Source organism: Sphingomonas sp. CFBP 13720 (assembly GCF_014842075.1).
GTDB lineage: Bacteria > Pseudomonadota > Alphaproteobacteria > Sphingomonadales > Sphingomonadaceae > Sphingomonas.
The window spans coordinates 179,883-197,195 of sequence record NZ_JACYVA010000006.1 but is presented as its reverse complement, the minus strand read 5'-3'; the positions used below and the strand labels follow the sequence as shown (position 1 = coordinate 197,195).

Genomic DNA, 17,313 nt, shown 5'->3' with positions numbered 1-17,313 from the left:
AGAAGACATATGCGGTGGGCCACGGCCTTGATCGGCGCGTTGGCGCTTTCTAGCTGTAACCGCCACCAGTCCGCTCTCACGGTATTTGGAGAAGAAGCCTCCACCGTCCGGCATCTGACGATCGTCATGCTGATCGGCGCGATCGTCATCGCCGCCGGGGTCGCCGTCCTGATGGTGATCGCGGTGCGCGCGCCCGAAGGTAAGCTGACCCTGCCTAAGGGCATGCGGTTGATCGGCTGGCTGGGCGGCGTGATCCCGACGATCGTCCTGCTCTCGCTGCTGCTCTACAGCCTGCCCGCCATGCGCCCGCTGCCGGTCGCGAACACCGATCTGCGGATCGCGGTGCAAGGCGAACAATTCTGGTGGCGGGTCCGCTATCAGCCGTCCGGCGCACCGCCGGTCGTCACCGCCAACGAGATCCGCGTGCCCGTCGGCCGCGTGGTCCAGTTCGATCTTACTGCGGGTGACGTGATCCACAGCTTCTGGATTCCGGGCCTTGCGGGCAAGATGGACATGATCCCCGGGCGCACCAACCGCCTGGTGGTGAAGGCCACCAAAGCCGGACGGTTTCGTGGCGTCTGCACCGAATTTTGTGGCCTGAGCCACGCATTGATGGCGTTCGAGGTCGTCGCGATGCCGCCTGCGGCATTCGACGCGTGGCTGGCCGGCCAGCGCCGCCCGGCTGCCCCTGCCACCGCCGCCGCCAACCCTGGCGCGCGTGTCTTCGCGGCGCAGGGGTGCGCCGGCTGTCACGCCATTGTCGGCACCGATGCGCAAGGCGTGATCGGCCCCGACCTGACCCATGTCGGCAGTCGCGCGGCGCTGGGTGCCGGAACGGTGCCGATGACCCGTGCGGCGCTGACGCGTTTCATCGTGAACGCGCCCGCCGTCAAACCCGGTTCGCGCATGCCCGCCTACCCCCATCTGTCGCCCGCCGATGCGGACGCGATCGCCGCCTATCTGGAAAGCCTGCAATGAGTCTCCACGCCCAGGACGATCCCGAACTGCGCGCTGCGCAGGAGGCCCGGCTGCGCGCGGTATGGGCGCCGCCCAAGGGCATTTTCCTGCGTTGGACCGATTGCAACAACAACCAGGTCGGTGCGTGGTACACGCTGACGGCATTCGCATTCATGCTGTTCGCCGGCGTGCTGGCGCTGATCATGCGCACGCAGCTGGCGGTGCCCGAAAACGATCTGGTGTCGGCGAACACGTTCAACCAGCTGTTCACGCTGCACGGCTCGATGATGATGTTCCTGTTCGCCGTGCCGATGTTCGAAGCAGTGTCGATCATCCTGTTGCCGCAGCTTCTGGGTGCGCGCGACTTGCCGTTCCCCCGCCTGTCCGCCTTTGGATACTGGTCGTTCCTGCTGGGCGGGGTGTTCGTCGGCGGATCGATCTTCTTCAACGCGGCACCCGATGGCGGCTGGTTCATGTATCCCCCGCTGACCACGCGCACCGACCTGTCGGGGTTGGGTGCCGATATCTGGATGCTGGGCCTCAGCTTCATCGAGGTGTCGTCGGTCGCCGCCGCCGTCGAACTGATCGTCGGCGTGCTCAAATGCCGCCCGCCGGGCATGCGCCTCAACCTGATGCCGCTGTATGCGTGGTACATCCTCGTCGTCGCGGTGATGATCCTGTTCGCGTTTCCGCCGTTGATCGCGGGTGACGTACTGTTCGAAATGGAACGGCTGCTCGACTGGCCGTTCTTCGACGCGACGCGGGGTGGCGATCCGTTGTTGTGGCAGCACCTGTTCTGGATCTTCGGCCACCCGGAAGTCTATATCGTCTTTCTGCCGTCGATCGCGCTGTTCGCGATGATGATCCCGACCTTCGCCCAGCGGCATCTGCTCGGCTATCCGTGGATCGTGCTGGCGGCGGTGGGCACCGCGTTCCTGTCGTTCGGCCTGTGGGTCCATCACATGTTCGCGACCGGCCTGCCCAAGATCAGTCTCGCCTTCTTCTCGGCCGCGTCCGAAGCGGTCGCCATCCCCACGGGTATCCAGATCTTCGCGTTCATCGCGACGTTGTGGGCGGGCAAGGTCAAATGGTCGACGCCGCTGCTCTATGCGACCGGCAGCCTCGCGATCTTCGTGATCGGCGGGCTGACCGGGGTGATGGTCGCTATCGCGCCGTTCGACTGGCAGGCGCACGACACCTATTTCGTCGTAGCGCATCTCCATTATGTCCTGATCGGCGGTACGCTCCTGCCGCTGTTCGGCGGGTTATATTATTACTGGCCGTTGATCACCGGCAAGAAACTGTCGGACCGCATGGGGCGCACCGCGTTCTGGTTGCTGTTCGTCGGGGCGAACCTGACCTTCTTTCCAATGCATTTCTCCGGGCTGTTCGGGATGCCGCGCCGGGTGTTCACCTATCCGGCCGAACTAGGCATCGGCGGATTGAACTTCGCCTCGACCGCCGGGTCGTACCTGTTCGCGCTGGGCACGCTGATCGTGTGCATCGACCTGTTCCGGTCGCCATGGCGCACCAAATCGCCGCGCAATCCGTGGAATGCCGGCACGCTCGAATGGCTTGCCCACCCGAAGGACGAGAATTGGGGCATCCGGTCGATCCCGCTGATCGAAACCCGCTATCCGATCTGGGACCAGCGCGATTTCGTGAAGAAGGTCGACGAAGGCCGCTTCTTCCTGCCCGATGCGGAGGAAGGACGGCGTGAGACGATCGTGACCAGCGTCCTCGACGCGCGTCCGCTGTACGTCGTGCGCCTCGGCACGCCCGGCTGGGTGCCGATGATGACCGCGATCGCACTGGGCAGCGTGTTCATCCTGACGACCTATCACCTCTATTGGTGGTCGCTGGCCGGGGCGGTCGTGACGCTGGGCTGCATCCTCTACTGGTTGTGGACCGGCACCGCGCAAATCCCTGAAAAGCCGTCCAAGTCGATCGGGCATGGCATCGAACTGCCGCTCTATGTCTCCGGTTCGTCCGCACCGGGATGGTGGGCGATGTTCATCACGATGATGGCCGATGCGACGGCGTTTTCGGGACTCGTGTTCGGCTATTACTTCTTCTGGACGGTCCACCCCGAATTTCCACCGTCGGGGCCGGGGCTCGACGGACCCGGCGTATTCTGGCCGATGGTCGCACTGGCGCTTGCGGTCATAGGCTGGATCGCCACCGTCGCTGCGCGCGGCGTCAACCGGCGCGGGCTGGTTCCGGCCGCACAGGGGCTGCTCGCGCTCGGCATAGTCGCCAGCCTTGCCGGCATCTGGGCGGGGTTGCAGGGACCGCTGACCACCGGCCTCGATCCGAAACTGCACAGCTATCCGGCGATCGTGTGGGTGCTGGTCATCTGGACCACCGCTCATGCCGGGATCGGGGCGATCATGCAGTCCTATACGCTCGCGCGCAGCATCGCCGGGCGGATGACGCCGACCCACGACGCCGATCTGCGGAACATCACCGTCTATCAACACTTCATGCTGCTGACCGCGATCGTGACCTATGCCACGATCGGTCTGTTCCCGGGGGTCGCATGAAACGGGGGTTCGGCCATCGCGTCCGCGAACTGAAGGTCACGTTGTGGACGCTGATCGTCCCGCCATCGGTGTGGGCGGCGCATTTCCTGTTCTCCTACCTCTGGGCAGCGATCCGTTGTGCGAAGCTTGGCGGCTTCGCGACGTTTCCGACGCTCTATGCGATCGGAACCGGCATCGCGCTGCTGGTGATTCTGGCGGCGGGCGTGATCGCCCACCTTCAATCGCACGTCCCCGGTGACGATCCCCCGCACGAAGAAGGCACGGACATCGATCGCACCCGGTTTCTCGCCTTCTCGACCGTGCTGCTGTCGGCGCTGAGCTTCGTCGGCGTCCTGTTCACCGCCGCGCCGGTTCTGTTCCTGACAGACTGCCGGTGAGGCGCGTCTGCCTGATCGCCGCGATCGTGCTACTGCCGCTCGCATGGTGGGCGGCGGGTCGCGGGTTCGTCGGGCATATGACCGGCCACATGGTAGCGGTGGCGATCGCGGCACCGCTGGCGACCTTCGCACTGCGCGCCACCCGCTTCGACCCGGCACGGCGCTGGCACCGGATCGTGACGCCGCTCGCCATGTCGCTGATCGAACTGGCGGTGGTATGGGGCTGGCATCTGCCGGCACTGCGCGCGCTGGCCGACGCGGTTCCGTTCGCCATGGTGATCGAACAGGCGTCGTTCCTGCTGGCCGGCTGGCTGTTGTGGTCGGCAGTGCTCGCGAACGGACAACGCGCGGCGGGCGTCGGTGCGATGCTGCTGACGTCGATGCACATGACGCTGCTGGGGGCGCTGATCGGCCTTGCCCCCCGCCCGCTCTATCCGACGATGATGCATCACGGCGGCGATGCGCTGGCGGATCAGCAGCTTGGCGGCGTCGTCATGCTGATGGTGGGCGCGGCCAGTTATTTCCTCGGCGGACTGGCGCTGCTCGCCACCCTGCTACGCGAACCGGAGCACGCCGCATGACGATCCGCCTCACATGGAAACGCGTGATCGTGACGCTGATCGGGCTGTTCGCGCTGGGCATGGCCTATGCGTGGTCCGGCCTTTTCAACGTGGCGGCGTCGTCGGGCCACTGGGCGGTGACGGACTGGTTCCTGCACTGGGTGATGCGCAACTCGGTCCAGACCCGGTCCGCCCTGTCCTCCCCCGACGACGCCGCCGATCCCGCAGGACTGGTCAGCGCGGCCGGCTATTACGCATCCTCCTGCGCATCGTGTCACGGCGCGCCGGGCGTGCGCCCGCTTCCGCTGATGCAGGCCGCCACGCCGCCCGCTCCCGACCTGTCGGCCAACGCCCGGGAATGGACCGACAAACAGCTATTCTGGATCCTGCAGCATGGCGTGAAATTCAGCGGCATGCCCGCATGGGCGGCACAGGAACGACCGGACGAAATCCGGCGGATGGTCGCGTTCGTCCGTCGCCTGCCGACCATGACGCCCGCCCAATATCGCGTCCTGGCCGGCGGCAACGCACAGGGCTTCGGCGCGGCGGGCGGACGGTTCGACAGCTGTGCCGGGTGCCATGGCAACGACGGCCTTGGCCGGGGCCAGCGCGATATCCCGGTGCTTGCCGGCCAGAACCCCGCCTATCTCGCCGCCGCGCTCGAATCCTATGCGACGGGGAAGCGACAGAGCGCGGTGATGGCCAACGCCGCCGCGCAGCTCACCCCGCAGGAACGCGTGGCGCTGGCCGGACGATTCGCGGCGATGCCCGGCATCGGCGGGGGGACCACCGGCACCACCGATGCAGCGGCGGCGCGAATCGTCGAACGGGGGCTGCCCGATCAGCAATTGCCGTCGTGCCGCAGTTGTCATGACGCCGCCGGCGCCAAACCCTTTCCCGTGATCGACGGACAGAAGGCGACCTACATCGCCCAGCGTTTGCGCCAGTGGCGCGGCGAGAAGGAAGTCGTCGACGCACGCAAGAGCCAGGCGACGATGCCGGTCATTGCACGCCGGATACCAGAAGATATGGTCGAACCCGTCGCACGCTATCTGGCCGGGCGATAACGGCGACTGGTGGCCCGCCCCGAACCGCGTTAGGCTTTTGCGCAATGGTGCAGGTGCAGGAACTCGAACCCGAAACGCTGTTGCAGGCCTATGCGCTCGGCATCTTTCCCATGGCGGATCATCGGGATGCGGACGGAATCTACTGGGTAGAGCCCAAGCAGCGCGGCGTGATGCCGCTGGACGGATTGCATGTGTCGCGATCGCTGAGAAAGCTGATCGCCCGGGACCGCTATCGCGTTACTGCCGACACTGCGTTCGCCGACATCCTCGCGCTGTGCGCCGAAAGCGCGGCCGATCGCCCGGACACCTGGATCAACGGATCGATCGAGCGCGCCTTCGTCCGGCTCCACGAACTGGGCTTCGCCCATTCGATCGAGGTCTGGGATGGCGAGCACCTTGCAGGTGGCCTGTACGGGCTGGCGCTGGGCGGCGCGTTCTTCGGCGAAAGCATGGTCAGTCGCGCACCCAGCGCATCGCGAGTCGCACTGGCATGGCTGGTCGCGCGGCTGCGCGTCGGGGGATACCGGCTACTGGATTGCCAGTTCCAGACCGATCATCTGGCGTCGATGGGCGCGGTGGAAATACCGCGTGCGCGTTATTCGGTGCTGTTGGCCAACGCACTGGGGCTGGGCGATGCTTCGCCTGCACTGGCGGCATCGACCGCAGCGGTGGGCGCGGATTTCGGCGCGCTGGACCGCCTGACCCCCGCCGCCGACGGCGCACCGGCAGGGACGGTATCCGGCCCACTGTCGGGAAAGGACATCGTGCAGCTTTTGGGCCATACGTCGTAGATCGGGTGCAGCACGACGTTCAGCGATGGCCTTTCCTTGAACAGCCACCCTGCAAAGGCACGTCGCCATTTCGTATCAGCGCCGCGCACGTCAAGCTGAACGAAGGCCCCGGTATATTGCTCCGGCTCCCACGGTGCGGTCCGTTCGCATGCCCGCAGGCGGACGACCACGTCACCCACCCGCACGGCTTGGCCCGGACGAAGCGTCAGATCGCGTGTCTGGCCGTTGCGCTTGTTCAGCAACCCCACGACGGCGACGCGCTGCGCCATCGGCGTGGCACCTGCCAGTAAGTTGGTATCGACGCCGTTGTCGACGCTGACGACTTCGGGACCGGACGCACCCGGAACCGGCATGCGCACCGCGTCCGGCACCGCCACTTCGGCTGCCGGATCAGGATCGGACCGGTTCGACCAGACCCGCCATGCCGTCCAGCCACCCGCCGCCAGCAATATCACGATCGCCAGCCCTGCCAGCCAGCGACGCAAATTCACGCCTCGGGGCTCCACGCCTCGTAATCACCCGTGGCGCGGACGCGGGCACCGCCCTTGTCGAGCATGCCCGGCGGTTGATAGGCGAGCGGCGTGCCGGTCTGGTTGGCCAGCGGCGGCTTTTGCCACTGGCGGACTGGCGGGAGCGATTCGTCGGGCGTGCCCTCGATCTGGTGATGCAGCCAGCTGAACCATTCGGGCGGCACCCGGCTGGCATCATTCGAACCGGAATAGATCACCCAGCGGCGCGGCACGCCGTTGGTGTCGCTACCGCCGACATAATAGGCGTTGCCCAGCGAATCGGACCCCACCTGTTTCTTGCCGCGCAGGCCGAGCCACGTGCCAAAGGTGGCACCGTTCCACCAGGTGAAGATGTTTGCCAGGATTGCCATGCGCATCGCTTAGCGTCGCCGCGCCCGCGCGACAATGGGGCGGATGATTTCCGGGAAGGGTTCGGCGATCCGCCACGCTATTTCCAGCTGACCTTGTCGCCCGGCGAAATGCCCAGTTCCGCCGCCCGCCCGCCGGCCAGTTCCAGCACCGCCGCCACAGGCTCACCCGATTCCACACCGGCTTCGGAGAAGGGTACGGTATTCTCGGCGATCGTCGCGACCGTGCCGTCAGGGCGGATGAACAATATGTCGAGCGCGCTGGGTGTGTTCTTCATCCAGAAGCGCGCGGCACGCGGCGGTCCGCCGTCGGGGGGATAGGGCGCGAACAACATGCCGCCGTCGGCGGGGATCGATGGACGGTACATCAGCCCCTGTTCCTGCTGCGCGGAGGTGGCGGCCAGATCGACGTCGAACCGGTGCGACGCGCCCGCTGCGGTGACGACCGTTACCTGCGCACGACCGGTCGAGCTTGCCGACGCCGATTCGTTGCCGGCATTTCCGCCCTGACAGCCGCCCAGCGTCAGCAACAGCGCCGCCAGTCCCGCCCTTACGTGCATCTTCACCCGGTCATTCGCCCTTTTCGACCATCACGGCCAACGGCCCCTTCTGCCCTTCGACGATGCGGGCGACAAGCCGCTGTTCGGGATCCACTTCCTCGATACCGCCGCGTCGCAGCGTCTCCATATGGACGAACACATCCCCGGGAACGGCATCTCGGATCAGGAAACCATAGCCTTTCAGCCGGTTGAACCATTTTACGGAGACCGGTTCGAACGGTCCCGCCTGATCGACTAGCACCACGCGGTCGGCGCGGTCGGCCACCCGGCGGACCGGCTCGATCGCCGTCGACAGGTCGATGTCGAGAATTTCCAGCGCCTGCAGCCCGCGCGACCGGCGCACGGCGGTACAGGTGATCCGTGTCCCTTCGGGCAAGGTACGCCGTCCGTGCGGCTGCAATACCGAAAAATGGATCAGGACATCGCCGAGACCCGGTTCGTCCGCAACGATGAAGCCGAAGCCGCGGGTGACGTCGAACCACTTCACGCCGCCCTGCATGGTCAGCACGTCTTCGCCGTCGATGACGACGAATTGTCCGGCCGTCGCAACGGACATTTCGTCCCCGCCCTGTCGTGCCTCGACATGCATCTTTTGATCGTCCCCCTGACTGCTTTTTAACACGTACTTTCGCAAAGGCGACGATTTCTTTGCGTTTAGTAGCGATCCGATAAGGTTTCGATGTCATCGTCGGGGCCGAGCGAGGCGATGACGCGGGAAAGACCGGGAGAATGGCCGGCGCGGACCATCGCCCCCACCTGTTTCTCGCGCAGATCGCGTTCCGCCTGTTGCGGCGCGAAGGGGCCGATCCGGCGTCGGCGGGCGAAGGCGATCGCGGCGGCCAGCGCGCCTTCGTCGATCGTGTCGGCGACCGCGCCGGCATCGTCCTCCCCAACCCCCGCATGGCGCAGCGCGTCGCGCACCCGGCGGGGACCCAGCCCCCGCCGGGCCATCGCCGTCGCGCGTGCCTCGGCAAAGGCGCGATCGTCGACATAGCGTAGTTCGGCCATGCGATCGGCCAGCCCCGCGACGTCGATCGTCCCGTCCGCGCCCCGTTCGCGCAGCTTACGCGTCAGATATTGCACTAGTTTCGCACGGGTCGTGGCGTATCGTTCGACATAGCGCAGCGCCATGCGTTCGAGTGCGCTCTGGTCGATCGGGGGGAGCGGGCGGCGGACATCACGGGACATGCGCCATGTTTGTGCCACAGTGACGGGCAATTTTGAAATGAACTGTGCCGGGAGGCCGGTTGTCGCTATGGCAACCGGCCCGAAGCCGCGTAGTGCGCGATCGTGGCCGTGAGTTGGACAAGAATGACGACGAATTCTGAAGAAATTGTTGCAGTGTCGCCGGTGGCCACGCCTACCGCAGACAGCCTGCCACGCCGCTTTGCGGATTTCGCGACGCTGGGCGACGCGATGGACTATGCCGCGCAGGGGTCGCGCGGACTGAACTTCCACGACGCGCGCGGCACGTTGCGCCGCGCCTATCCCTTTCGGGAGATGCGCGAGGACGCGCTGGCACAGGCACGACGGCTGATCGCGCATGGCGTACGGCCACGCGACCGGATCGCGCTGATCGCCGAAACGGGACCGGAATTCGCGGCGCTGTTCTTCGGGGTGGTCTATGCCGGCGCGTGGCCGGTGCCGTTGCCGTTGCCGACCTCGTTCGGCGGGCGCGAAGCCTATGTCGAACAGTTGCGGGTGCAACTGGCCAGCTGCGATCCGCGCACGCTGTTCTATCCGGTCGAACTGGAAGCGATGGCTGGTGAGGCTGCCCGCGTAGCCGGGATCGAAGGCATTGATTGGGAGCGTTTTTCCGCCGGGGACGCGACGCCGTGCGACCTGCCCCGCGCCGACACGAACGAAATCTGCTATCTGCAATATTCCAGCGGGTCGACGCGGTTTCCGCACGGGACCGAGATCACGCATGCCGCATTGCTGAACAATCTGGCCGCGCACAGCCATGGGATGCAGGTGGTCGACAGCGACCGCTGCGTATCGTGGCTGCCATGGTATCACGACATGGGGCTGGTGGGCTGCTTCCTGTCGGTCGTCGCCAACCAGGTGTCGACCGACTATCTGAAAACAGAGGATTTTGCGCGGCGTCCGCTGGCGTGGCTCGATCTGATCAGCCGCAATCCGGGGACGTCGATTTCCTACTCGCCGACCTTCGGCTACGACATCTGCGCACGGCGCATGTCGAGCCAGACCAAGGCGGCGGACCGGTTCGACCTGTCGCGGTGGCGGCTGGCGGGCAATGGTGCGGACATGATCCGGCCCGACGTGATGCAGTCGTTCGTCGACGCCTTTGCCGATGCCGGGTTCCGCGCATCGGCGTTCCTGCCGTCCTACGGCCTTGCCGAGGCGACGCTGGCGGTGTCGATTATGCCGCCGAACGAAGGGATTACGGTCGAACTGGTCGAGGAGACCGAGCTGTCCGGCCATGCCGGTCGCAGCGACCGGCCGCAGCGATATCGCGCGATCGTCAATTGCGGCAAGCCGGTGCGCGACATGGCGGTCGAGATCCGCGAGGAGGACGGCACCCCCCTGCCCGAGCGTGCGATCGGCAAGCTGTGGTGCAAGGGACCGTCGCTGATGACCGGATATTTCCGCGATCCCGAAGCGACCGCAGCCTGCATGTCCGATGGCTGGCTGGACACCGGCGACATGGGCTATCTGTCTGACGGATATGTCTATATCGTCGGTCGGGCCAAGGACATGATCATCGTCAACGGCAAGAATCACTGGCCGCAGGACATCGAATGGGCGGTCGAGCAGCTGCCCGGCTTCAAATCGGGCGATATCGCCGCCTTCGCGATCACGACCCCCGGCGGCGAGGAAACCCCGGCGGTGCTGGTGCAGTGCCGCGCATCGGACGAGGGCGAGCGGCAGCGGCTGCGCGAGGAAATTCGCGAGCGCGTGCGGGCGGTTACCGGCATGAACTGCGTCATTGAACTGGTCCCGCCACGCACCCTGCCGCGCACGTCGTCGGGCAAGCTGAGCCGGGCCAAGGCGCGCAAGCTGTACCTCGACGGCGAGATCAAACCCTACGCCATCGCAGCGTGATTTCTGCTTTCCTACACGCGATCCGCGCCCTAGTTTCATCATAGCCCTTGCCCTTCCGAAATCGGGAGGGTAGTGGCCACGACCGCACACGAGTGTAGCTCAGCTGGTAGAGCATCGGTCTCCAAAACCGAGGGCCGGGGGTTCGAATCCCTCCACTCGTGCCAGCGCACCCCGCGCGCCGCCCGCCAATCAGGACGCCGACGACGATGTTCCGTGCGCTGTACGACTGGACGCTCCGCCTCGCCAATCATCGTCATGCGGTGCGCAGCCTGGCGATCGTGTCATTCTGCGAAAGTTCGTTCTTTCCGGTTCCGCCCGACGTGGTGCTGGTGCCGGTCATCCTACAACACCGCACCCGCGCCTATCGCATCGCCGCGATCTGTACGATCGCATCGGTGCTGGGCGGCATGCTGGGCTATGCCATCGGGTATTTCCTGTTCGACACGGTCGGCAAATGGGTGATCGACCTGTACGGGTTGCAAAAGAGCGCTGCCGATTTTCAGAAAAAATTTGCCGAGTACGGCGCGGTCATCATCCTGCTGAAGGGTCTGACCCCGATCCCGTTCAAGCTGGTGACGATCGCATCGGGCCTCGCCAAGTTCAACTTCGCGCTGTTCGTCATCACCGCCACGATCACACGCGCGTTCCGCTTCTTCCTGATCGCATTCCTGCTCAAGCGCTATGGCCAGCCGGTGCAGGACTTCATCGAAAAGCGGCTGACGATCATCGGCATCGCGGTAGTGGTCGCGGTGGTTGGCGGGTTCGCGGCGGTCAGCCTGCTGTGAAACTGCGTCCGTAACGGATTCAATTTTACGCCACAGTCACAATCTTCCTGTACAGGCTCTGCCGCCGTACGATTTCGTTCGGCATCGGGGGATCCTTATGAAGAAATATGTTGCGGCCGCCGCGCTGGCGTCGTCTCTGTTCGTCGCGCTGCCGGCCTTTGCCCAGACGACGTTGCCCGCCTATCCGCCCCAGCCCTATTACGGACAAGAGACCGCGCCCGAGGCCGAGCCGGAAGCGCCTGCCGAGGTATCGCTGAGCGGTCTGCGGGTCGAAATCGGCGCGGGATTCGACCGGCTGGAACTCAGCTATATCGAAGACGACACCAAATATTATGCCGGCGCCAACGGCGTCCGCTATGGCGGTGAGATCGGCTATGACCTGCCGGTGAGCGGCAGCACGCTGCTGGGTGCCTACGCCGGCGTGACCGGAACGTCGGTCGACCGGTGCGACGAAGTCTTCGGCGGCGATTCGCTGTGTCAGAAGCCCGGCGTCGAATTCTCGGGCGGCGTCCGGGTTGGTTTCCGGATCGGCCAGGCTTCGCAACTGTATCTGCGCGGCGGATATTCGAACCTGAAGCTCGAACTGGCCTATGAAGACGGTGGTTTGAACAATTTCACGCTCACCGAGAAATATAACGGCTTCCACGCCGGCGTAGGCTTCGAGCACACGCTGCACGACGGCGCGTATCTGAAGGGCGACGTGTCGGTTACCGGGTACGACACCAGCGACAGCCTGTACGAAGACCTGACGTTCCAGCGGACGCAGGCAACGTTCGGCGTCGGCTTCCGCTTCTAAAGGCGGTTCCCGGCGGATTACGCCGCGGTTACCGCCCGGGGGGGGCGACCGCTTCACGGCGGGGTGGCGGGGCCGCGATACGACGCGGATCGGCATCGATCCATGAGGGGCGGCGGCACACGGTCGCCGCCCCGGCCCCGCGCGCTTGCCACGCGCGCGGATCGTCGCTAGATACCATGCCCAATCCGACAGCGTGGATGGGCAGCGCCGGTTCCCTTGGGGGCCCGGACGAGGCCCCTTGCCCCGAAGTCGGTCCATAGCAAGGGCGAAGGTGCGCGCGTGGCCAAGGTTACTCCAGTCGAATTCATGCGGCAGGTCCGGGCCGAAACCGCCAAGGTGACATGGCCGACCCGCAAGGAAACGGTGATGACCGCGGTGATGGTCGTCATCATGACGACGTTGCTGGCGATCTTTTTCCTCGGCGTGGATTCGGCGTTCGACGCGATCGTCAAGGCGCTGCTCAAGCTCGCCCAGTAACTGCGAATACAAGGGTCTTACATGTCGCGCTGGTACATCATTCACGCCTATTCGGGTTTCGAGGGCAAGGTCCGCGATTCGATCATGACGGAGGCGACGCGCCTCGGCCTCGACCATGCGGTCGAGGCGATCGAGGTGCCGACCGAGAACATCACCGAGGTCCGCCGCGGCAAGAAGATCCAGTCCGAGCGCAAGTTCATGCCCGGATATGTGCTGGCGAAGCTGGACCTGAGCGATCAGGTGTATCACCTCGTCAAGAACACGCCGAAGGTGACCGGTTTCCTCGGTTCGTCGGGCAAGCCGCAGGCGATCAGCGAGGCGGAAGCCACGCGGATGCTGAACAGCAAGGAAGAGGCCGCCGCCTCTCCCGTCAAGCAAAAGATCAAGGTCGATTTCGAGATCGGCGATTCGGTCAAGGTGCTGGACGGCCCGTTCGCCAGCTTCAACGGGCTGGTCGAGGAACTCGACTTCGACAAGTCGAAGGTGAAGGTGTCGGTGTCGATCTTCGGGCGCGCGACGCCGGTGGAACTCGATTTCGAGCAGGTGGAACGAAGCAAGTAAGGCAAAGCCGAAACTTGCTGTCCGCACGGCGATAGCGCGAGCTATCGCCGAGACGGCGGACACCGGCCGGCGGGTACAACCCGACCGACGTTAGCGGCGTAGGGCGAAGGCCCTGCGCCGTTTTTGGTTGCATGCCGTTGCATCGGTGGCCGTCCCACGGGCCGGCTCATGGGACGCCCCCCCCAACATCGTCCGGCGCATTCGTCGGCATGGGACGAAATTTCTGTAAAACGTCCAGCGTAAATCCTGCGTATCGCAGGCATCTACCCCAAATGGGGTATGCGCAAAAATCTCAACTATCTTAGGATTTTAGCGCGGCAAGTGGTGCCGGTGCCGAGGAGACGCAACGCCAATGCGGATGCGGTTCATCGGGACGTGGGAGCGCCTGACTCCGTGCTGGGAACCGGTTGGGAAAGGGTAGTTCAAATGCGCCAGATCGTACGGATGATGTTGTCGGCTGCCGTCGTAACCGTCGGATCAAGTCTTGCGCAGAGTGCGCTCGCCTGTCCCGACTATACCCTTACCGGCGAGCAGGCCACGTACAGCAGCAACGAACTGTACAGTGCTGTCCGTCACACACTTACCGCCGGTGGCGACTATAATCTGGCGCGATGCGACGAGCCGGGTTCGGGGTGGGTGACGCGGGAACCCGACTATACGTTCCGCCTGACCGGCAATGCCGCGCAACGCCGAAAGCTGGTGTTCCGTACCGAAGCGGGCTGCGACACGGTGCTGCTCATCAACGCTCCGTCCGGGGAGTGGACCTTCGACGACGATGGCAGTCAGGGTCTGAACGCGAAGATCGATTTCGAGAACGCTGCCGAAGGTCTCTATGACATCTGGGTCGGCACCGCAGGCGAGAACGACTGCAGGGCGACGTTGATTACGGAAACGTTCGGAAACGCGGGCAAGCGGAGTCGCTGACGCTCAATGAGGTTCGCAACTGTACGAACAGTGGGTGATCCGATCATCCCCGGCAGACACTTGTTGCGCAATTTGTGCGGAAGCGGGGATGGGCGGAACGATATTCGTCGGCATATCGATCCGACGATCCTCACCCCGGCCTTTCCCCGGTTCACCGTGCGCCCATCGTCGGTGGCCAAACCTTTTGCGCAACGCTGGTGGCTAGATGGACTCTGAAACAGGTCAGGAACGACGGTCGTGCAGGGTGCAGAACTGCCATCGTAGTGAATATGGCCGGGTCCAGCGGAAACAGGGAAAGGCGCGGCCCTTTACCTGCCCGCCTGATGCATTGTTGGTCGGCAAGCCGTCATCGGTCGTTTGACGACGCGCGTCGGCGAGCGGTGGACCTACCCGGAGCCGAACCCCTTTCCACCGAACAGCCCCTTCCCTTCCTCCGTCACCGTCCGTTCCTTGTCCCGCCACGCTACCTGCTCCAGCGGCGGGACCAACGGCGCCGGCGGCTCGAATTCGGAACGTTTCGCACCGGCCTGCGACCGGGCGTAATCGATCAGGCGGGCGTCTTCCGCCTCCCTTGCGCGTTCGATGGCATGTTCCCTGCGTCGGCGTTCGGACCATGCGTCGCTGCTTTCGCCGCGTTTGCGCCAGATGTCGGGATCGACGGACGAATGCTGCGGACGGCGGTGCATCGCCATTGCCTGCAACGCTTCGGCGGCGGTCATGCGGGGAATCGGCGGCGGATCGTTGTGCCGCCAATGGTCGTGCGTGTTGGCTTCGGGCGTGCTGTCTTCCAGCAATGCCATTTCGAGCCGTTCACACCCTTGCGCAAGCGCGAGGCGCATTTCGCGGGCGAAGCCGGGATGCGTGCGGGCGCGGGCATAGAAGCTGCTGTGCGCGAACCCGGCGGCCTTCGCGGCGAGGCGGACATTGGCGGTCGCGGACAATGCAGACAGGAATATCTGTTCGGCGGCAAGGTCGATATGGCGACCCTTGCCCGGCATGCGCAGTTGCAGGCGACCGGCGCTGCGGACGACGCGCGCTTCGCCCGGCGGCAGATCGGGGTCGGCGATGCGATTGGCGGCGACGACCTGCGCCGCTTCCCAGCGCTGGGCGAAGTCGGGATCGGCGTTGCGCCGCTTGGTCAGCATCGACCGGTTGAGCCCGAGCGAGCGCGCGGCGTCGCGGGCGTTACCGGTCTGCGCAAGGACGCGCAGGAAGGCGGCGTTCTGTAGCGCTTGTTTGCGGGAATAGGGTCGCGGCATGGCCATGGTCGAAGCAGGCGAAATCCTACATTGCAAGCCGGGCGATGGCGGCGCGCTTGCCTGTGCGGCCCGGTTGCGCTATGCGCCCGCGCTTCCAGACGACAGTTTGCGAAACCATGGCGGGAGGCGGCGTTCTTTCGGGAAGGCTGCCGTGCGTACCGCTAAACTTGAAAGAGAGTGACACATGGCCAAGAAGATTACCGGCTATATCAAGCTGCAGGTGCCGGCGGGCGAAGCCAAGCCGTCGCCGCCGATCGGGCCCGCGCTGGGTCAGCGCGGCGTGAACATCATGGAATTCTGCAAGACGTTCAACGCGCAGACGTCCAGCGGCGACATCGCCAAGGGCACGCCCCTGCCGACGATCATCACCGTCTATGCCGACCGTTCGTTCAGCTTCGAAACGAAGACGCCGCCGGCGACGTACCTGATCAAGCAGGCGATCAACCTGAAGTCGGGTTCGAAGGAGCCGGGCAAGACGGTCGCGGGCAAGATCAGCCGTTCGCAGCTGTCCGAAATCGCGACGATCAAGATGAAGGATCTGAACGCGAACGACATCGACGCGGCGACGAAGATCATCGAAGGTTCGGCCCGCGCGATGGGCCTCGAAGTGACGGAGGGCTGATATCATGGCAAAGCTGACCAAGAAGGCGAAGACCCTCGCCACCGCCGTCGACGTGCTCAAGCTGCACGGCATCGATGAAGCGATCGCGCTGGCCAAGACCCACGCCACGTCGAAGTTCGACGAGACGATCGAGGTCGCGCTGAACCTCGGCGTCGATCCGCGTCACGCCGACCAGATGGTCCGCGGCGTGGTGACGCTGCCCAAGGGCACCGGCAAGACCGTGCGCGTCGGCGTGTTCGCCCGCGGCGCCAAGGCCGACGAAGCCACGGCGGCGGGTGCCGACGTGGTCGGTGCCGAAGACCTGATGGACGCGATCCAGGGCGGCAAGATCGATTTCGATCGCTGCATCGCGACGCCGGACATGATGGGTCTGGTCGGACGTCTGGGCAAGATCCTGGGTCCGAAGGGCCTGATGCCGAACCCGAAGCTGGGCACCGTGACGATGAACGTCGCCGCCGCCGTCGAAGCCGCCAAGGGCGGTCAGGTGGAATATCGCGTCGAAAAGGCCGGTATCATCCATTCGGGCATCGGCAAGGCATCGTTCCCCGCCGAAGACCTGCGCGCGAACTTCGACGCGCTGGTCGACGCGGTGGTCAAGGCCAAGCCGACCGGCGCCAAGGGCAAGTATGTCCGCAAGGTCGCGGTCAGCTCGTCGATGGGCCCGGGCATCAAGGTGGATACCGCCGAGGTTGCAGGCGCGTAAGCGCTGCGCCGTGCCGCAGGGCACGGCCCGAGGCCGGCCGGCGGGGCGCAGGCCCCGACCGACGACGCGGGATTAACTCCCGCGTCGGCCGACCGGAACGACATTCGGGGCCGGAAGCATCACGCTTCCGGCCCCGTTTTTGTTCGCGACGGCGTTCGGCCCCGAACCTACGGCAAGTCGCCGGACGATTGTGCGTATCCTGTGGCGTTGCGCGGCCGCGTTCCGTCCGCGATGTCGCGACACGATGGATTCCCGCCTTTGCCGGAATAACGAAGGGGGTCGCCGGTGATGCCGGGCAAGCTCCACCGGCCCACGATGACCTTCGCTGGTATGACGAGGGCGGCGATCGGTACGACTGCCTCCGATCGACAGGCCGCCACGGCAGGCG

At 65.2% G+C, this 17,313-nt stretch carries 19 protein-coding genes, 1 tRNA gene and 1 pseudogene; 15 read left to right on the top strand and 6 right to left on the bottom strand.

Translation table 11 applies throughout. The features are described from left to right. Positions 1 to 9: 9 nt before the first annotated feature. Genes coxB through aat form a run of 6 tightly spaced genes read left to right on the top strand, consistent with a single transcriptional unit; the run spans position 10 to position 6,295 of the window. Positions 10 to 978 (top strand): cytochrome c oxidase subunit II, encoded by a 969-nt coding sequence (gene coxB / locus IFT55_RS13480; RefSeq protein ID WP_192092858.1) that lies wholly within the window; start codon positions 10 to 12, stop codon positions 976 to 978. After that, positions 975 to 3,500, top strand: a complete 2,526-nt coding sequence (ctaD, locus tag IFT55_RS13475) for a cytochrome c oxidase subunit I (RefSeq protein ID WP_192092857.1) — start codon at positions 975 to 977, stop codon at positions 3,498 to 3,500. Before coxB ends, ctaD begins: the two co-directional genes overlap by 4 nt. After that, positions 3,497 to 3,877, top strand: coding sequence for a hypothetical protein (locus IFT55_RS13470; protein ID WP_192092856.1), 381 nt, complete (start codon positions 3,497 to 3,499; stop codon positions 3,875 to 3,877). The genes ctaD and IFT55_RS13470 overlap by 4 nt, the downstream gene beginning before the upstream one ends. After that, positions 3,874 to 4,458 carry a cytochrome c oxidase assembly protein gene (locus IFT55_RS13465; protein WP_192092855.1) on the top strand — a complete coding sequence of 195 codons (585 nt, stop codon included), beginning with the start codon at positions 3,874 to 3,876 and terminating at the stop codon, positions 4,456 to 4,458. Before IFT55_RS13470 ends, IFT55_RS13465 begins: the two co-directional genes overlap by 4 nt. Beyond that, positions 4,455 to 5,504, top strand: coding sequence for a c-type cytochrome (locus IFT55_RS13460; RefSeq protein ID WP_192092854.1), 1,050 nt, complete (start codon positions 4,455 to 4,457; stop codon positions 5,502 to 5,504). The genes IFT55_RS13465 and IFT55_RS13460 overlap by 4 nt, the downstream gene beginning before the upstream one ends. Positions 5,505 to 5,548: 44 nt before the next feature. After that, positions 5,549 to 6,295 carry a leucyl/phenylalanyl-tRNA--protein transferase gene (gene aat / locus IFT55_RS13455; RefSeq protein WP_192092853.1) on the top strand — a complete coding sequence of 249 codons (747 nt, stop codon included), beginning with the start codon at positions 5,549 to 5,551 and terminating at the stop codon, positions 6,293 to 6,295. 35 nt (positions 6,296 to 6,330) lie between these two features. Here the strand turns inward: aat and IFT55_RS17470 are convergent. The 5 genes and pseudogenes from IFT55_RS17470 to IFT55_RS13430 form a co-directional block, all read right to left on the bottom strand. Continuing rightward, positions 6,331 to 6,564 (bottom strand): annotated as a pseudogene (locus IFT55_RS17470) (DUF2155 domain-containing protein); the annotation flags it as partial. A gap of 218 nt (positions 6,565 to 6,782) precedes the next feature. Next, entirely contained in the window at positions 6,783 to 7,175 is a 393-nt protein-coding gene (locus tag IFT55_RS13445; protein WP_192092852.1) for an NADH:ubiquinone oxidoreductase subunit NDUFA12, read from the bottom strand. Between the two features lie 77 nt (positions 7,176 to 7,252). Continuing rightward, on the bottom strand, positions 7,253 to 7,732 hold the full coding sequence (locus IFT55_RS13440) for a DUF192 domain-containing protein (RefSeq protein ID WP_192092892.1): 480 nt from the start codon (positions 7,730 to 7,732) through the stop codon (positions 7,253 to 7,255). Positions 7,733 to 7,742: 10 nt separating this feature from the next. After that, positions 7,743 to 8,288, bottom strand: coding sequence for a cold shock domain-containing protein (locus IFT55_RS13435; RefSeq protein ID WP_249403817.1), 546 nt, complete (start codon positions 8,286 to 8,288; stop codon positions 7,743 to 7,745). A gap of 98 nt (positions 8,289 to 8,386) precedes the next feature. After that, complete coding sequence (locus tag IFT55_RS13430) at positions 8,387 to 8,920, bottom strand: regulatory protein RecX (RefSeq protein WP_192092850.1); 534 nt, start codon at positions 8,918 to 8,920, stop codon at positions 8,387 to 8,389. Between the two features lie 123 nt (positions 8,921 to 9,043). Between IFT55_RS13430 and IFT55_RS13425 the strand changes: the two genes are divergently transcribed. The 7 genes from IFT55_RS13425 (at position 9,044) to IFT55_RS13395 (ending at position 14,341) form a co-directional block, all read left to right on the top strand. After that, the gene (locus tag IFT55_RS13425; protein ID WP_192092849.1) at positions 9,044 to 10,798 is read left to right on the top strand and encodes a fatty acyl-AMP ligase; all 1,755 of its coding nucleotides are present in this window, start codon (positions 9,044 to 9,046) and stop codon (positions 10,796 to 10,798) included. Positions 10,799 to 10,886: 88 nt separating this feature from the next. Further along, positions 10,887 to 10,962: transfer RNA gene (locus IFT55_RS13420), tRNA-Trp, on the top strand. Between the two features lie 42 nt (positions 10,963 to 11,004). Continuing rightward, positions 11,005 to 11,583, top strand: coding sequence for a YqaA family protein (locus IFT55_RS13415; RefSeq protein WP_192092848.1), 579 nt, complete (start codon positions 11,005 to 11,007; stop codon positions 11,581 to 11,583). Between the two features lie 97 nt (positions 11,584 to 11,680). After that, positions 11,681 to 12,379, top strand: a complete 699-nt coding sequence (locus IFT55_RS13410) for an outer membrane beta-barrel protein (RefSeq protein ID WP_192092847.1) — start codon at positions 11,681 to 11,683, stop codon at positions 12,377 to 12,379. A 279-nt stretch (positions 12,380 to 12,658) separates the two neighbouring features. Next, a complete protein-coding gene (gene secE / locus IFT55_RS13405) occupies positions 12,659 to 12,856 on the top strand; it encodes a preprotein translocase subunit SecE (protein ID WP_192092846.1) in 198 nt (65 codons plus the stop codon). A 21-nt stretch (positions 12,857 to 12,877) separates the two neighbouring features. After that, complete coding sequence (gene nusG / locus IFT55_RS13400) at positions 12,878 to 13,417, top strand: transcription termination/antitermination protein NusG (protein ID WP_192092845.1); 540 nt, start codon at positions 12,878 to 12,880, stop codon at positions 13,415 to 13,417. Between the two features lie 426 nt (positions 13,418 to 13,843). Then, a complete protein-coding gene (locus IFT55_RS13395; RefSeq protein ID WP_192092844.1) occupies positions 13,844 to 14,341 on the top strand; it encodes a hypothetical protein in 498 nt (165 codons plus the stop codon). Positions 14,342 to 14,727: 386 nt separating this feature from the next. On the opposite strand, the gene IFT55_RS13390 is transcribed toward IFT55_RS13395, so the two are convergent. After that, on the bottom strand, positions 14,728 to 15,600 hold the full coding sequence (locus tag IFT55_RS13390) for a hypothetical protein (RefSeq protein WP_192092843.1): 873 nt from the start codon (positions 15,598 to 15,600) through the stop codon (positions 14,728 to 14,730). Positions 15,601 to 15,784: 184 nt separating this feature from the next. On the opposite strand from IFT55_RS13390, the gene rplK reads away from it, so the two are divergent. After that, a complete protein-coding gene (rplK, locus tag IFT55_RS13385) occupies positions 15,785 to 16,222 on the top strand; it encodes a 50S ribosomal protein L11 (protein ID WP_192092842.1) in 438 nt (145 codons plus the stop codon). A 4-nt stretch (positions 16,223 to 16,226) separates the two neighbouring features. Beyond that, on the top strand, positions 16,227 to 16,925 hold the full coding sequence (gene rplA / locus IFT55_RS13380) for a 50S ribosomal protein L1 (protein WP_192092841.1): 699 nt from the start codon (positions 16,227 to 16,229) through the stop codon (positions 16,923 to 16,925). Positions 16,926 to 17,313 lie beyond the last annotated feature (388 nt).

What these genes read in the sequence shown, in the direction of transcription:
- IFT55_RS13415 (WP_192092848.1), top strand. Translation starts at nt 11,005, where the DNA reads ATGTTCCGTGCGCTGTACGACTGGACGCTCCGCCTCGCCAATCATCGT.
- IFT55_RS13410 (WP_192092847.1), top strand. Translation starts at nt 11,681, where the DNA reads ATGAAGAAATATGTTGCGGCCGCCGCGCTGGCGTCGTCTCTGTTCGTC.
- IFT55_RS13390 (WP_192092843.1), bottom strand. Translation starts at nt 15,600, where the DNA reads ATGCCGCGACCCTATTCCCGCAAACAAGCGCTACAGAACGCCGCCTTC.
- IFT55_RS13430 (WP_192092850.1), bottom strand. Translation starts at nt 8,920, where the DNA reads ATGTCCCGTGATGTCCGCCGCCCGCTCCCCCCGATCGACCAGAGCGCA.
- IFT55_RS13425 (WP_192092849.1), top strand. Translation starts at nt 9,044, where the DNA reads ATGACGACGAATTCTGAAGAAATTGTTGCAGTGTCGCCGGTGGCCACG.
- IFT55_RS13470 (WP_192092856.1), top strand. Translation starts at nt 3,497, where the DNA reads ATGAAACGGGGGTTCGGCCATCGCGTCCGCGAACTGAAGGTCACGTTG.
- rplA (WP_192092841.1), top strand. Translation starts at nt 16,227, where the DNA reads ATGGCAAAGCTGACCAAGAAGGCGAAGACCCTCGCCACCGCCGTCGAC.
- rplK (WP_192092842.1), top strand. Translation starts at nt 15,785, where the DNA reads ATGGCCAAGAAGATTACCGGCTATATCAAGCTGCAGGTGCCGGCGGGC.
- nusG (WP_192092845.1), top strand. Translation starts at nt 12,878, where the DNA reads ATGTCGCGCTGGTACATCATTCACGCCTATTCGGGTTTCGAGGGCAAG.
- IFT55_RS13440 (WP_192092892.1), bottom strand. Translation starts at nt 7,732, where the DNA reads ATGCACGTAAGGGCGGGACTGGCGGCGCTGTTGCTGACGCTGGGCGGC.
- IFT55_RS13435 (WP_249403817.1), bottom strand. Translation starts at nt 8,288, where the DNA reads ATGTCCGTTGCGACGGCCGGACAATTCGTCGTCATCGACGGCGAAGAC.
- ctaD (WP_192092857.1), top strand. Translation starts at nt 975, where the DNA reads ATGAGTCTCCACGCCCAGGACGATCCCGAACTGCGCGCTGCGCAGGAG.
- coxB (WP_192092858.1), top strand. Translation starts at nt 10, where the DNA reads ATGCGGTGGGCCACGGCCTTGATCGGCGCGTTGGCGCTTTCTAGCTGT.
- aat (WP_192092853.1), top strand. Translation starts at nt 5,549, where the DNA reads ATGGTGCAGGTGCAGGAACTCGAACCCGAAACGCTGTTGCAGGCCTAT.
- IFT55_RS13460 (WP_192092854.1), top strand. Translation starts at nt 4,455, where the DNA reads ATGACGATCCGCCTCACATGGAAACGCGTGATCGTGACGCTGATCGGG.
- IFT55_RS13445 (WP_192092852.1), bottom strand. Translation starts at nt 7,175, where the DNA reads ATGGCAATCCTGGCAAACATCTTCACCTGGTGGAACGGTGCCACCTTT.
- IFT55_RS13395 (WP_192092844.1), top strand. Translation starts at nt 13,844, where the DNA reads ATGCGCCAGATCGTACGGATGATGTTGTCGGCTGCCGTCGTAACCGTC.